This window comes from Streptococcus parasanguinis ATCC 15912, assembly GCF_000164675.2.
GTDB classification, from domain to species: Bacteria; Bacillota; Bacilli; order Lactobacillales; family Streptococcaceae; genus Streptococcus; species Streptococcus parasanguinis.
The window spans coordinates 122,335-135,783 of the sequence record NC_015678.1 but is presented as its reverse complement, the minus strand read 5'-3'; the positions used below and the strand labels follow the sequence as shown (position 1 = coordinate 135,783).

Below are 13,449 nucleotides of genomic sequence, written 5' to 3'. Positions count from 1 at the left end.
CTTTGTTATCTATTTAACTTTCTCCCTTTATTATACCAAAAAAAGAGCTTTCCCTATACAAAAAGCCAGAGTTCTTCTACTCTAGCTTTCATCTTTTATTTATGTTCTTCTGAATGGCGATACCCATAGCCAAAATAAATTCCTATCCCAATCAGGAGAGCAACTCCGAAAGCCAGCCAGGTCGATAGAGAATACTGGGTCATAAAGGACACACAGACCACAATCGATAGGATTGGCAAGACCGGAACCAAAGGCGTTTTAAATTCACCAGGTCCAGGAGCCCCGTGTTCCTTGCGCAATTTCAAGAGAGCGAAGGCCAACATAACCAGGTAAGCCAAGGTACAGATATTTAAAAAGGAAGCGATACTAGCTAGCGGAAAAACTCCACCAGCAATGGCAGCCATTAATCCAGCGACCAGGGTCGCATTTTTTGGAATTCTGGTTTTAGGATCGAGCTGTTTCATAGCTTTTGGCAAAAGGCCATCTCGCGCCAAACTGTAAATCATCCGTGAGAGGGCAAAGGTCATCGAAATGCAGACGGTAATCAGGGTCAAAATAGCGACCAGCGATACATAATTCCCTGCCCAGCCGGCTCCTACCTGACGGAGGGCAAAGGCAACCGCATCATCTACATTTAAGTTCTTAAAAGGAACCATGCCGGTCAAAACCAGGGTAACCAAGATATAAAGAACCGTTGTGATCAAAAGACTAAGGACAATGCCACGAGGAACGTTCTTTTGTGGTTCCTTGATTTCATCGACCGCCATTGAAATGGACTCAAAACCAAGAAAGGCAAAGAACATGAGCGAAGCGCCAGCCATAATCCCTGTTTGACCACCATAAATTTCGCCAAAGCCATAAGGGGCAAAGTTTCCCCAGTTACCAGGATTTAGGTGAAAAATCCCGACAAGAATAAACAAGGCAAGAGCTGAGAACTTGAGTAAGACCAGCAAGGAATTAAAGCGTAAGACAGCTTTTGCATTCATAAGGACCAAGGCGGTGACTAGGACCATGACCAAAATAGGTAAGAGATCCACATAAGTTCCCGCAGCTGGATCAAAAGTCCCATTTAAAGCCGTCGGCAGACGCCAGCCAAGATTGGCCAACAACCCCTTGAAATAAGCAGCCCAACCTGAGGCTACCCCTGATACGGCGGTCATGAATTCCATCACGGTCAACCAACCTGCAATCCAGGCTGGAAACTCTCCAAAAATGGCATAGAGGTAACTATAGGCTCCACCAGTTGAAGGGATACGAGAGGCAAATTCTGCAAAAAAGAGGGCAGATAAGCCGACGCAAAAAGCCGCAATCACAATCGAAATGATGAGGGCTGGACCAGCTAAATTCGCCGTTGCAGTCCCCGTAATCGTGAAGATCCCTGTCCCCACCATGGCACCGATTCCTAAAATAATCAAATCCCACAATCGTAAATGACGGTTCAGACCCGGGTGTACTTGCCCGAGACTTTTTTTTCGAAATAGATTCATGTATATTCTCCCATCTATTGAGTTTATTCTATCATACTTGAACAAGAAAAGGGAGTGGGAAAGAACTCCGACTAGTAAAATAAGGTTGAAAAGGCTCCCCAGCCCCGCATAGCTTCAACGGTCTGGGAGATTGTTGAAGGTTGCGGATTAAGGAAACTTTGTTTCCCTCATTAGGTCATCTTTGGAGCTTGAAAAGCGAACAAATACCTAGGAAACTTGCTTCGCAAGTCCTAGCCACCACCTCAAAGCAGTGCTTTGAGCAATTAACCACTGCGTCATACATTTATTTCTATCAAACAGATATAACTGAACAGTTTATGCCCAGACTTTTTCTTTCTATTTATCACTTTCCGTCCTATTCTTTTTCAAAGAACGAATCGTAAACCAATAATAAATAACCAGCCCAAAGATGATGATCACTGTGGGCAGAAGAACTGTCATACCAAGATTCTGAACTCCTTGTGCCAAGGTCCAGCGATGTAAGAATCCAACCACTAAAAAGGCGACGATAGGAAAGACGAAGGCTCTGCCAAGCTCTTCTTTCCATTGCCAAAGAATGAGAGCTCCACTAGCTCCTGTCATAAGGAGAGTATCCCATGGATTCGGCACTGTCAACCAAGCAAGTGCTGGTAAGAAGCGAACTCCCACTATTTCACTGAAAAAATAGAATCCTAAAACCAAAACGATTGCCACATAGTTTGCTTTCTTTGACTTTTCTTCTGCAAAAATGAGGCGACGAAGGAGATAGAAGAATAGCCCAACAGCCAAAAGTCCTAAAATACCATCCGTTAGATAGACGAGTGGTTTAAGAACCAGGACTGCTTGTGAAGCAAAATCACTTAAGAGGCGATAGAAAATCACAATTCCCGAGATGATCGCCCCATATTTCAAAACAGATCGCGTGGATTCTTTGGGCATATTTTCGATGATTTGGTCTGCCATTTCCTTTGGATCGAGACCAAAATAGTCCTTTGCTGTCAATCCATCCGCTCCTGCTTGCGAAAAATCTAGCGCTAAATTATAGACCTGCTCTCTCAAAGCCTTCTCCTCATATAAGAAACCTGCAAAATTGAAATAATCCCAGAGGTCTTGGAAATAGGCTTGGTCCTCCTGGATAAAGGTTTGAACCAAAGCCTGCGTTTCTTCATAATAAATAACTGATGTCATCTTTCTTCCCCCTTTCTTTGGAGACGAAATACAACCAAGGTCAGGACTAGTCCTATGAGAGGAAGTAGCCAGCCTAATAAGTGAGCAGTTTCCTGATTCACAAGACGAATCCAGCATCCCGTAACTAGGAAAGTCAGGCCCATGACTAGTAGACTCGTCATCAAACGCTCCCTGCTTCTAACAGCCATAACCACAAACCCAAGTAGGACTAGGATAGCAAGAACAACCGCCCAACCATCTGATAAGAAGAGACTCCCAATGTGGCCAAAATAGATCGAAAATAGTCGTACGATGTTCAGAAATACCATCAGGCAGATCACACTGATAAAAATAACCCAAGGCCACTTCACTTCACCATAGCTCTGTTTGGACCAAAGCCACGTGATGAACTGGCTAAACACCAAGAAATTGAATAAAATAACAACATAGGTCAGGGGTTCGATTTTCAGTGGCGTCATCCAGGTAAAATCCATTAAATAACGCATGCCAACTAAGATCAATCCAAGTAGGAAGACGAGTCCCACATAAGATCCTAGAGAGCGTTTAGGTAACTCTTCAAGAATTTGATCCACCATAGCCCGTGGATCCTTTCCAAAATAATCCACTGCCCGAATGCCTTCTTTCTCAGCAACTTTTAGGTCGCAAACCATATTGTAGAGTTGTTCACCGAGTGCTTCATCATCATAAAAATAGGACTTAGCCCCAATATAAGAGGCCATTTTTTTCACATAGGCTTGATCCTCTTTATTTAAATGAATCAATTCATCTGACATTTTTTCTGTATAACTTTCTACCATTCTTCTCCCTCCTTCTTGATACGTTCTACTTTTGTGACTAGCTCCTGCCACTGGTCCCAAAATTCCCCTAAACGCTCTTTTCCAGCATCACTGAGTGAAAAATACTTACGATCAGGACCATCTGGAGACGGCCTCATTTCCCCATGAATAATTCCTTGTTTTTCTAATTTTTGAAGTAGGGGATAAATGGTCCCAGCGACAATCTTATCAAATCCCATCTCTTTGAGACTTTGAATCAATTCGTAGCCATAGATGGCCTTTTTGGAAATAATCTCCAGCACACAGCCCTCCAAGACTCCCTTTAGTAATTGGGACTCTTTCATCCTTCTCACCTCTTTCTTCACATATGCACTAGTTTGTTTTACATACTAGCTGTTTCACTATCAGTATACTCTTTCTCAACTAGTATGTAAAGCAAAATAGTAACTTTTTAAAAAAATTTTTATTCCTTAAAAATCCTTTAAAATCAAGGCTTTCACTGTATACTGGTGTGTAAATATGCAAAAAAAGTTCAAAAAACACTTTATTTTATAGATTGATTGGAGTATAATAATTAAAATTATTCAAAAGGAGACACGAATATGAAAAAATCGAAGCTTGCTCTTTTAGCAGGTGTTGCCGCTGCTTCAACGCTTTTCCTTGCTGCATGTGGCTCATCTTCTAATGCGTCAAAGGGAACAACCTACAACTACGTGTATGGTACAGACCCTGATTCCTTGAACTATTTGACTTCAAATCGTTCAACTACAAGCGACATTACTACCAACTTGGTCGATGGTTTGTTTGAAAACGACCAATACGGTAACCTAGTGCCTGCTCTTGCTGAGGACTGGTCTGTTTCAAAAGACGGTCTGACTTATACCTACAAGCTTCGAAAAGACGCGAAGTGGTATGATTCAGAAGGAAATGAATACGCTGACGTCACTGCAAAAGATTTCGTGACATCTCTGAAATATGTAGCAGATAAAAAATCTGATGCACTTTACTTGGTTCAAAACTCAGTCAAAGGCTTGGATGACTATGTAAACGGGAAAACCAAAGACTTCTCAACCGTTGGGGTAAAAGCTGTTGATGATCACACTCTTCAATATACTTTGAACCAACCTGAATCTTTCTGGAATTCTAAATTGACGACTGCTACCATGATGCCAGTTAATGAAAAATTCTTGGAATCAGCTGGGAAAGACTTTGGTAGCGTGAAACCAAATGGGATCCTCTACAACGGGGCCTACATTTTGAAGTCCTTCACTTCAAAATCACAAATCGAGTTGGAAAAGAACCCTGAATACTACGATAAGAAAAATGTTCACATCGATACGGTTAAATTAACTTACTTCGATGGATCCGACCAAGACTATCTTGCTCGTAACTTCTCAGATGGTAACCTATCTACTGCTCGTCTCTTCCCAACAAGCTCAACCTACAGTACGATTGAGAAGAAATTCAAGGATAACATCGTTTATACCCCACAAGATTCTACTGTTTACTACGCTTACTTCAACGTCAACCGTCAAAATTACGGCCATACCAAGAAGACATCTGATGAGCAAAAGAACAACACGAAGACAGCCCTTCAAAACAAAAACTTCCGTCAAGCTTTGAACTTTGCTTTAGACAGAACTTCCTACAGCGCTCAAGTTAACGGGAAAGACGGAGCATCAAAAACTCTACGTACCCTTCTAGTTCCACCGACATTTGTGCAAGCAGACGGGAAAGACTTCGGTACTCTCGTTGAAGAAAAACTTGCCGCAACAGGAGATGAGTGGAAAGGTGTTAGCTTCGCAGATGCTCAAGATAGCTTGCATAATGCGGATAAAGCCAAAGCAGAACTTGAAAAAGCGAAGGCTGAATTGCAATCACAAGGTGTTCAATTCCCAATCCATATCGACTATGTCGTAGACCAATCTTCTAATGCTCTTGTCCAACAAGCAGACTCTATGAAGAGCTCAATCGAAGCAGCTCTTGGTAAAGACAATGTCGTGATCGATGTACAAAAATTGTCTACAGACGATGCAGATAACGCTACTTACTTTGCCCAATCACCAGAGCAAAAAGACTTTGATATGGATATCACTGGTTGGGGACCTGACTTCCAAGACCCATCTACTTACTTGGATATCTTGAACCCAACAGATGGTTCAACCTTGACTGGTATGGGACTTGATCCTAAGAAAGACCAAGCGCTCATCGAAAAAATTGGTTTGAACCAATACAAAGAATTGTTGGATGCTGCTAATGCTGAAAAATTGGATACCAATGCGCGTTATGAAAAATACGCTGCTGCCCAAGCTTGGTTGACTGAAAACGCAATAGTACTTCCAATCTACTCTAAGGGTGGAGTTCCATCTATCACGAAGGTAACGCCATTCTCAGCAGCAAATTCTGCAATTGGTATTAAAGGTGAAACAAGCTTCTTCAAATACCAAAAACTTCAAGATAAGACAGTCACAACTGCTGACTACGAAAAAGCTTATAAGAATTGGTTGAAAGAAAAAGAAGAATCAAACAAAAAAGCGCAAGAAGAACTTGCAAAACACGTAAAATAATCGTGATAGAAAACACCGGGGATTTGATCCTCGGTGTTTTTTGTGCTAACAAAATGTTGTATGTTTCATCTTATTTCTAATCTTTTATAGACTCGAACGCTATCTCACGACAATCTTCCGATAACTTCTAGAAGTCAGAAGAAAGACAAGGACATAGGAGATGAAGAAGACAGCGCAAATAGAAAGAGTCGTTTGAAGGACCAGTCCCGCATTGGTTGCTCCTAAGATGGCAACGATTTTTGCGATCATCTTGTAGGCCACTCCTAGGTAGAGGAAGGAGAAGAATAAAGGAAGGAAAAAGACGGTGAGTATCTGTTTGCGAATGGTGGTGGACGTTTGCTTTTGGTCCAATCCTACTTGTTGCAAGATCACAAAATTTTCCCGATCTTCATAGCCCTCTGAAATCTGCTTGTAGTAAATGACGAGAACCGTAGCTAATAGAAAGATGACCGATAGGAAAATACCGATAAAGAGGAGAGTCCCTGCTGATTCACGCCACTCTTTCTCTATGCTGTATCGTTCATATCCACCAAAAAGAGTCGCACCATATTGACTCATTTTGTCTGTCGAATAAAGGTCTTTGATCAAGCTAGAAATAAAATCTTGGTTATCTTTATTTTTAGCAGTAATAGAGAATTCCAAATTTTTATCAACTTTTAGTCCCAGTTGGTTCAAGTCAGGGAGGACAAGATGCAAGCCCATTTGACGTTGAAACAGGGCGATTTGGGGGATTTTTCCTTGGATAAAATTGGAATCTAATTTTTGTTTAATCGTGAAGGTCTTCCCATTGATTTCTAATTTCGAGTCTAGTCTTCCCGGATACTGATAACCATAGGCTAGGATTTCATTTTCCCCAAGCACAACTTTTTGACCGGTCAGTTGCTCATAAGTCGCCTGATCAAAAAAGTAGACTGTTCCTTCTGACTCTAACTCCTGACCAGTTGATGGAGTGGACTGATCATTCACCTCTAAGACCCTTCCATCAATCTTTCGAATTTCAGCCGACCAGTATGTTGTCTGTGCCACCTGATAATCTGACAGATGTGTCGCATCGGCTGTTTTCTGAATAATAGCTTGAACATCCTTGATAACCGGTTCTGTTTCAGCATCTGAAGGCATATGCCCCACACTAATCATGTAATCAGAAGGGTAAACAGTATCTAGGTAGTTCTTCCCTCCAACAAAGATATTAAGCGACCCTGTTAAGGTGACCAAAACCATGGTGGATAGAATACTAATCGTCGCAAGACCCGCTGCATTTTTTCGCATCCGAGCTATTAAGTTAGAGACGGATATAAAATTCTCTGGCTTGTAATAGTAGGATTTCCGACCTTTGAGACATCTTAAAAAGGTAATGGAGCCTGCGTTGAATAAAAGATAAGTCGCAAGAATGACCAAAATGACAGCAATAAAGAATCCTTGGACAGCCGCAACCGGACGCTCCGCTGTTAGCGCCAAATAGAAAGCAATTCCTAAGAGCCCTAGACCTAAAAGAGTTTGGACCAGCAAGAATCTTCCCTTCTTCTCTCCTGCTTTCTTTTGCTGCATAAGATGAAGGGAACTGTAGCGCAAGAGGCGGAAAGAATTCAACAAAAGAATGAGGCCAAAAGCTAAGGCTAACCCAAGTAAAGTGTTAAGAACAGCCCCTATCTGGAAGGTTGATTGAATGACGACTGGAAGCCCCATACATTTTAAGAGCAGGGCAAAAATCAAGGGATCAAATAAGAGCCCCAAACCCAGTCCCGCGCCAACTGTGAGAATATAGAAGATAAGCAATTCCCATAAGGTCATGACGAGGAGGTGCTTCTTCTCCATTCCCAAAACACTGTAGAGTCCCAGTTCTTTGGAACGATTTTTCATGACATAACCATTGGCATAAGCCACTAAAATGATGACGACCAGCTGGACGACGAAACAACCAAAACCAAGAACCGTTCTCCCCGTTCTCCCTCCGTAAGAATCCTCTAAATGAGGGGTCGTTGCCAAGGCGATAAAACTATAAAGGATCATGGTCGTTAAAATAACAGCCAAGGCAAAGGGATAATAGAGCTTGCGATTTTGTTTGAGGTTGGAAAGAGCTAATTTACTTGTTAATTTAAACATCATGATCCTCCTTACCCGCCATGACCGTCAGAGTATCTGAGATTTCTTGGAACATCTGACGCTCCGTCTTTTCCCCGCGGAAGATCTGATTGTAAAGAATCCCGTCCTTGATAAAGAGCACGCGCTTGGCACGCGCTGCTGCTGCGGTTGAGTGAGTCACCATGAGAATGGTTTGGCCCATGCTATTGATGTCTTCAAAGACATCCAGTAACGCAGCTGAAGACTTGGAATCCAGCGCCCCTGTTGGCTCATCGGCTAGGAGGATTTCTGGCGAGGTGATGATGGCCCGTGCTACGGCCACCCGTTGCTTTTGCCCACCAGAGATTTCGTAAGGGTATTTTTCTAAGAGCTGGTGAATGCCCAATTCCCGACTGACGCTCTCCACCTTGCTCATCATTTCCTTGACTGGTCTGCGAGAGAGGACGAGAGGCAAGAGGATATTGTCCTTGACAGACAAGGTATCAAGCAGGTTGAAATCTTGAAAGACAAAGCCTAGTTTTTCCCGGCGGAAGCTCGATGCGTCCTTGTTTTTGATGGTTGAGGTATCGGTGCCATTGAGGTAGACCCGTCCTTCGGTCGGCTGGTCCAGCATGGCCAGGATATTGAGGAGGGTGGATTTCCCGGATCCTGATTCCCCCATGATGGCGACGTATTCGCCCTTCTCAACGGTAAAATGGATATCCTTTAAGGCTTCAACCTGCGTCCCTTGAAAGCGGGTTTTGTAGATTTTTTTGATATGTTGAACGTCTAGTAGGGTCATGGTCCATTCCTTTCTAGCTCGAAAAAGCTTCAATCGTTTTTTACAAGTCTATTGTACTAAAACTGAAACGCTTTCACCATAACATAACCTTACATTTTACCCTTTATTTCTTACATTTTTGTAAGAAAGTAAAAAAAACAGGCTAGGACAAAAGTCCTAGCCTCTTAATTGTTTTTGGATTGTCGAGCAAGACGCAGTGGTTGAGTGGGCTCTACTACGCTGATTTCATCAGCTTTTACAGCCCTACTCAACTGTGCGGAGGTGGGACGACGAAATCGAATTCTAACGAATTACCGATTTCTGTCCCACTCTCTTTTTTATTCTTTCATTACTGAGCCGATGTATACGGTGCAACCATTTTATATGCACTTTCAAGAGCTTGTTTCATTGCATCACGAGATGTTTTCACTTGTTGTAAGAAAGTCGTACGTCCTTGTTCAGGAACAGTCGTACTATCAGGACCTACGCTTGAAAGCATCGTATCAAATTGAGTTTTTGATTCATCCAAGGCCTTAATAGCTGGATCCACTTGTTGAGTATACGCATCTCTCTGAGCCTCGGGAATTTGTTGGCCAATATCTTTTGCATATTTCTTATAGCTTTCAACTAATTTGCTATAAAGATTCTTCATATCTCCGATTGTTTTTGCACTGTCAATTTCTTCATCTGTCAACAATACAATTTCAGGGATATTTGTTGAAGAAGTTGCTGATTTAGATGATTTTGATGAACTGCTTGATTTGCTTTCTGAAGTAGATGATTTTTCTACCTTACTAGAAGAAGCCTTTGCATCTTTGCTAGATGATTCCGAAGCAGTTTTACCAGAACATGCTGCTAACGTTGCAACTGATAAGAGAGCCACGCCCGCTGTAAGAAGTTTTTTCATAATTTTTTCTCCTATAGATATTGATTAATTATATTTTAAAATGAAATCTTTTTATTGTCAAATATTTTATGTACTCAATCCTTTTTATACCAGCTTTTATCACTAACTCTTAACATATTTTGCCGTCCGATTCACAAAAACCAGAAAATATATTTTTATTCATTCCGCGAATAAAATAAAAGATTAGACAAAACGTCCAATCTTTAATGAATGATTGAAATAACTGAATAAGCCCGTAGCTGATCGGTTAAAGAACTGCATTGAGGTATTAAAGTAAGTTTCTAACGTATTTATTTGCCTTTTAACTGCAAAAGTGCACAAAATGCATGAAACAAGATTTCGCTCCTGTTTCTTTTTTTCATTGATGAAGTAATTGATTGAACTCTTCTTGAAGTTCCTTGTTGTCTGTTGGTTTTAGATACATCTTTCCACCATTGGTCGTTGGAGAATGAAAGACAATTCCTTCTCCTGTATCTGTAATGGCAAAGAAATAACTATGCACATCTGGATACTTGTCCCAATTGCTATAACGTTCTACGATGCGGTATTTTGCATTTCCCTGACCAGTATCTGTATAAATGGCATCCATCTTGCTATTTTCCCCTAGAGTGTAGAGGTTGTCTGGTCCAACATCACCACCAGCGATGCCTTTTTGATAGTTGGGTTGGCCCAGCTTTTCGCCCCAGCTCTTCATAAATTCTGCTAATTTTGCTGATTTTTCAGCATTCCAAGGCGTTTTTCCCTGGCTTTGGCTATTTCCCGCTGATGGTGTGCTGTCAAAAGTTTGCCAGTCAAAACTCTTGAGATCCAATTTTTCCTCGTCCGATTTTCCAAAGAGGGCATTCAGATCTGACCCCGGTACTTGGACTTCTTCTTCCTGGACTTTGGTCGCGGCTTGAGGCACCTTTTCTATCCGTGAGAGAACGGCTACACCACGGCCAGTTCCTGACAACCAGCTGACTTCTAAGACTTCTCCTCCCTGATAGAGGGTCGTCGCATTGCGCGCTCCACCGTGTCCAGCGACGAAACCTTCAGCTAGCAGAGTCGGTTTTTGGTTCTTGAGGTAATAAACTCCTGTCACAAAGTAGCTTCCATCGGTCTGCTGATTGGCGATGATCATCTCCTCTACCCCATCGTTATTTAAGTCCTTAAAGGCATAATGAACGGCTTCTGGCTGATTGATCACCGTCTCGATCACCCAGCTATTGATCATCCGATCTTCTTTGGCTAATTCATCATTCAATTTGGAAATGGCATCTAACTCTTTGGAAGTGGCAAAAATCTTTTGGTAGTCTGAAAAAACAGACTGGTATAATTGTTTGTTATCTGCTTTTTTCGCTTGTTTCTTTGCTGAAGTCTGGATCGTTGTAGCCTCTTTTTTAGGACTGGACTGACGTTGGTATCTCTGGTAACATCCTGTTAACAAGAGCGTACTTGAAGCCACTAAGCCCAATTGCATCCATTGTTTTCTTTTCATCTGATCTCCTTTACTCTCCCCTATTTTCATACTAAACTTTATTATACTAAAAAAAGCGTGAGGAAGAAATCCCTTCATCACACTTAGTTTTCTTTATTTGGTTTGGTTCGACGATCCGTTTGACTTTCAATATGCTCTTTCACCAAGGCAACCACCTCATCATTGGTTGGAAGGTCCGAGTGCTGAGCATCTTCCCCCGTCACCGTAATCTCCGTATAGCTAGCTGCTTGGTTTTGGTAGATATATTTCCCAGCGGAAACACTAGCATCCGGGACCAACTCATCTGAATCATAGGTAATGGTCCCTGCTACTGAATACATATGGAGGGTTGTGGGGATAGCTTCTTTTCCCTTTATAAAATCGGCCAACATCTCAGATTTATTTTTGATATTGGTCTCTGTGAAATTATAGGGAGTTCCGATGGTCATAAGGGTCTTGAGATCAACATCATAATCCCCTAGATAATTTTCAATAAAGGCTGTATAAATCAAGCCACCGTTGGAATGACCCAAGCCCTTAAAATTATTAAAATTGTATTTTTCTTGAAGGGCTTCAAAGGCTTGATTAAATAGTTTGGCTTGCTTTTTAATATTGCTATAGCCATCTTTGTTATTTTCAAAACCAACCACAATTACCGGCTCATTGTCCTTGGCATCAATACTACCACTATAGGTGATATGCCCATCATTCCAAACCTTGACCTTGAGCAGGCTGTGTTTGGTCCCTTGGCGTTCTTTGTTGAGCTTGGTCACCAAGCCATCAAAGCGGTTCTCTGTTGCAGAGCTTCCTGGGATCATGATGATGGGAGACAATTTTGAATTATAAAATTTCTCGATTTTTGAAACATTGGTCCGAGTCCAGCTATAAGAAGGAATGGCTAAAGCGATCAAGAAAAGACTAACCAAAGTAAGGACGATCGCTATTTTTTTAGATTGCTTCATCGCTTTCTCCTTTCACTTTTAAATCTTTTCGAATACGATTTCCCATGCGGACAAATGGTAGATAAAGGAGCACATCGACGGTAAAACAAAGTATACTGACAGCTAAAGCCCTCAGACTTCCTCCTGTCCCAATAAAGGCATAGAGAAGGCTAGGAGTCCCGTCTGGCACTGGATAGACAGCTGCCGGCATCAGTTTGAAGCACAAAGCTACAGCTGCTATCGCCATATTCGCCAAAGGGATCAATAAAAAGGGAATCACATATAGGAGGTTGAGAAGGACCGGTATCCCTACCATGAATGAAGCCCCATTGTTAAAGAGACTTGGAAAAATGCTGAGGAGACTAACTTTCTTGTCCTTTTGACTTCGTGAAACCAGCAAGATCGCCACCAAAAGCGATAGGACAGCTCCAACACCTGCCACCAGACCAAAACTCCGATACAAATTGGTCAAGGTATAGGGATAAGGAATACCTGTCGTTGTATGATGCGTCACAGCGTAGGTGAGATTTTCCAAAGCAAAGTTATCATCCGCAATTGAGTTCAAGGCAAAGGCTTGACTATTACCAAACCAAGCAGATAGTCCACTAAAGAGTCCCATGACAAAGGTGGAGAGCAGATGATGACTGCTTACCGTTAGAGAAGCCAAGAACTGTCGGATAGTCTGAAAAATATTAAATTGGTTCCCAAGAACCACAAGAAGATTGAGGCTAATCCCAAGGAGTAAGGACAAGAAAATGGGACGCACCGTCTTGGGCTGATAGATGAAATCCTTGTCCACAATCTGGTCGTCACTAGCCTTGGATAGACGAAAGATCTGCCCTATTAGATAGCCTAAAACAATGGCTAAGAGGATATTGGTCGTCGCAGGTAAGTTGATGCGTGTCAGTTGCCCCTCATGGAGAGGGCCTACCAACAATTCCTGTGACCCTACAATCAAGCTGACCAAAAGAGCAGTCACGCCGGCTGTCCCTGTACTTCTACCATAGTGCCCAGCTGTGTATTTTCCAGCGAAGTAAGTCGCTAAAGGCCCAGCTAGACCTCCTAGAAAGTTGGAAAAATTGATAAGGACTTGACTAATAGCTTGATCCCACGGCAACCAGCTATCCATCGAAAAGAGCTGATGGATATAGCCTCGATCGGAAAAGACTGATAGAGCGATCACCCGAATGATCCCTGAAAATAGGAAAAAAGGAAATAAGGAAACCAGGGTCTTCTGGGAAATTTGAATCAAACTTTTTTCTCGTAACCAGAAAAACTTCTGGACTAAATACTTGGTCATGGGGCC

11 protein-coding genes are annotated in these 13,449 nt (G+C 42.1%); 1 reads left to right on the top strand and 10 read right to left on the bottom strand.

Annotated elements, in window-relative coordinates; genetic code table 11:
- Positions 1–95: 95 nt before the first annotated feature.
- From HMPREF0833_RS00720 to HMPREF0833_RS00705, 4 genes are all read right to left on the bottom strand, one after another.
- Positions 96–1,487, bottom strand: a complete 1,392-nt coding sequence (locus tag HMPREF0833_RS00720; RefSeq protein ID WP_013903272.1) for an APC family permease — start codon at positions 1,485–1,487, stop codon at positions 96–98.
- 336 nt (positions 1,488–1,823) lie between these two features.
- Positions 1,824–2,654 carry a hypothetical protein gene (locus HMPREF0833_RS00715; protein ID WP_013903271.1) on the bottom strand — a complete coding sequence of 277 codons (831 nt, stop codon included), beginning with the start codon at positions 2,652–2,654 and terminating at the stop codon, positions 1,824–1,826.
- Positions 2,651–3,451 (bottom strand): membrane protein, encoded by an 801-nt coding sequence (locus HMPREF0833_RS00710; RefSeq protein WP_013903270.1) that lies wholly within the window; start codon positions 3,449–3,451, stop codon positions 2,651–2,653. The genes HMPREF0833_RS00715 and HMPREF0833_RS00710 overlap by 4 nt, the downstream gene beginning before the upstream one ends.
- Positions 3,445–3,774, bottom strand: coding sequence for a PadR family transcriptional regulator (locus HMPREF0833_RS00705; protein WP_023917534.1), 330 nt, complete (start codon positions 3,772–3,774; stop codon positions 3,445–3,447). Before HMPREF0833_RS00705 ends, HMPREF0833_RS00710 begins: the two co-directional genes overlap by 7 nt.
- A gap of 258 nt (positions 3,775–4,032) precedes the next feature.
- Here HMPREF0833_RS00705 and HMPREF0833_RS00700 point away from each other — a divergent pair, with 258 nt between their 5' ends.
- The gene (locus HMPREF0833_RS00700; RefSeq protein ID WP_013903269.1) at positions 4,033–5,997 is read left to right on the top strand and encodes a peptide ABC transporter substrate-binding protein; all 1,965 of its coding nucleotides are present in this window, start codon (positions 4,033–4,035) and stop codon (positions 5,995–5,997) included.
- Between the two features lie 99 nt (positions 5,998–6,096).
- Here the strand turns inward: HMPREF0833_RS00700 and HMPREF0833_RS00695 are convergent, their stop codons facing one another.
- The 6 genes from HMPREF0833_RS00695 to HMPREF0833_RS00670 form a co-directional block, all read right to left on the bottom strand.
- A complete protein-coding gene (locus tag HMPREF0833_RS00695) occupies positions 6,097–8,100 on the bottom strand; it encodes an FtsX-like permease family protein (protein ID WP_041818122.1) in 2,004 nt (667 codons plus the stop codon).
- A complete protein-coding gene (locus HMPREF0833_RS00690; protein WP_013903267.1) occupies positions 8,093–8,860 on the bottom strand; it encodes an ABC transporter ATP-binding protein in 768 nt (255 codons plus the stop codon). The genes HMPREF0833_RS00695 and HMPREF0833_RS00690 overlap by 8 nt, the downstream gene beginning before the upstream one ends.
- Positions 8,861–9,188: 328 nt before the next feature.
- On the bottom strand, positions 9,189–9,746 hold the full coding sequence (locus HMPREF0833_RS00685; protein ID WP_013903266.1) for a hypothetical protein: 558 nt from the start codon (positions 9,744–9,746) through the stop codon (positions 9,189–9,191).
- Between the two features lie 358 nt (positions 9,747–10,104).
- Complete coding sequence (locus HMPREF0833_RS00680) at positions 10,105–11,223, bottom strand: DUF4767 domain-containing protein (protein ID WP_041818120.1); 1,119 nt, start codon at positions 11,221–11,223, stop codon at positions 10,105–10,107.
- Positions 11,224–11,306: 83 nt separating this feature from the next.
- On the bottom strand, positions 11,307–12,164 hold the full coding sequence (locus HMPREF0833_RS00675; RefSeq protein ID WP_013903264.1) for an alpha/beta hydrolase: 858 nt from the start codon (positions 12,162–12,164) through the stop codon (positions 11,307–11,309).
- Positions 12,151–13,443: a PTS transporter subunit EIIC gene (locus HMPREF0833_RS00670; RefSeq protein WP_013903263.1), complete on the bottom strand. Its 1,293-nt coding sequence runs from the start codon at positions 13,441–13,443 to the stop codon at positions 12,151–12,153. Before HMPREF0833_RS00670 ends, HMPREF0833_RS00675 begins: the two co-directional genes overlap by 14 nt.
- Positions 13,444–13,449 lie beyond the last annotated feature (6 nt).

Excerpts from the sequence above, each read along its gene's own strand:
- HMPREF0833_RS00720 (WP_013903272.1), bottom strand. The coding sequence starts at position 1,487 with ATGAATCTATTTCGAAAAAAAAGTCTCGGGCAAGTACACCCGGGTCTG.
- HMPREF0833_RS00715 (WP_013903271.1), bottom strand. The coding sequence starts at position 2,654 with ATGACATCAGTTATTTATTATGAAGAAACGCAGGCTTTGGTTCAAACC.
- HMPREF0833_RS00710 (WP_013903270.1), bottom strand. The coding sequence starts at position 3,451 with ATGGTAGAAAGTTATACAGAAAAAATGTCAGATGAATTGATTCATTTA.
- HMPREF0833_RS00705 (WP_023917534.1), bottom strand. The coding sequence starts at position 3,774 with ATGAAAGAGTCCCAATTACTAAAGGGAGTCTTGGAGGGCTGTGTGCTG.
- HMPREF0833_RS00700 (WP_013903269.1), top strand. The coding sequence starts at position 4,033 with ATGAAAAAATCGAAGCTTGCTCTTTTAGCAGGTGTTGCCGCTGCTTCA.
- HMPREF0833_RS00695 (WP_041818122.1), bottom strand. The coding sequence starts at position 8,100 with ATGTTTAAATTAACAAGTAAATTAGCTCTTTCCAACCTCAAACAAAAT.
- HMPREF0833_RS00690 (WP_013903267.1), bottom strand. The coding sequence starts at position 8,860 with ATGACCCTACTAGACGTTCAACATATCAAAAAAATCTACAAAACCCGC.
- HMPREF0833_RS00685 (WP_013903266.1), bottom strand. The coding sequence starts at position 9,746 with ATGAAAAAACTTCTTACAGCGGGCGTGGCTCTCTTATCAGTTGCAACG.
- HMPREF0833_RS00680 (WP_041818120.1), bottom strand. The coding sequence starts at position 11,223 with ATGAAAAGAAAACAATGGATGCAATTGGGCTTAGTGGCTTCAAGTACG.
- HMPREF0833_RS00675 (WP_013903264.1), bottom strand. The coding sequence starts at position 12,164 with ATGAAGCAATCTAAAAAAATAGCGATCGTCCTTACTTTGGTTAGTCTT.
- HMPREF0833_RS00670 (WP_013903263.1), bottom strand. The coding sequence starts at position 13,443 with ATGACCAAGTATTTAGTCCAGAAGTTTTTCTGGTTACGAGAAAAAAGT.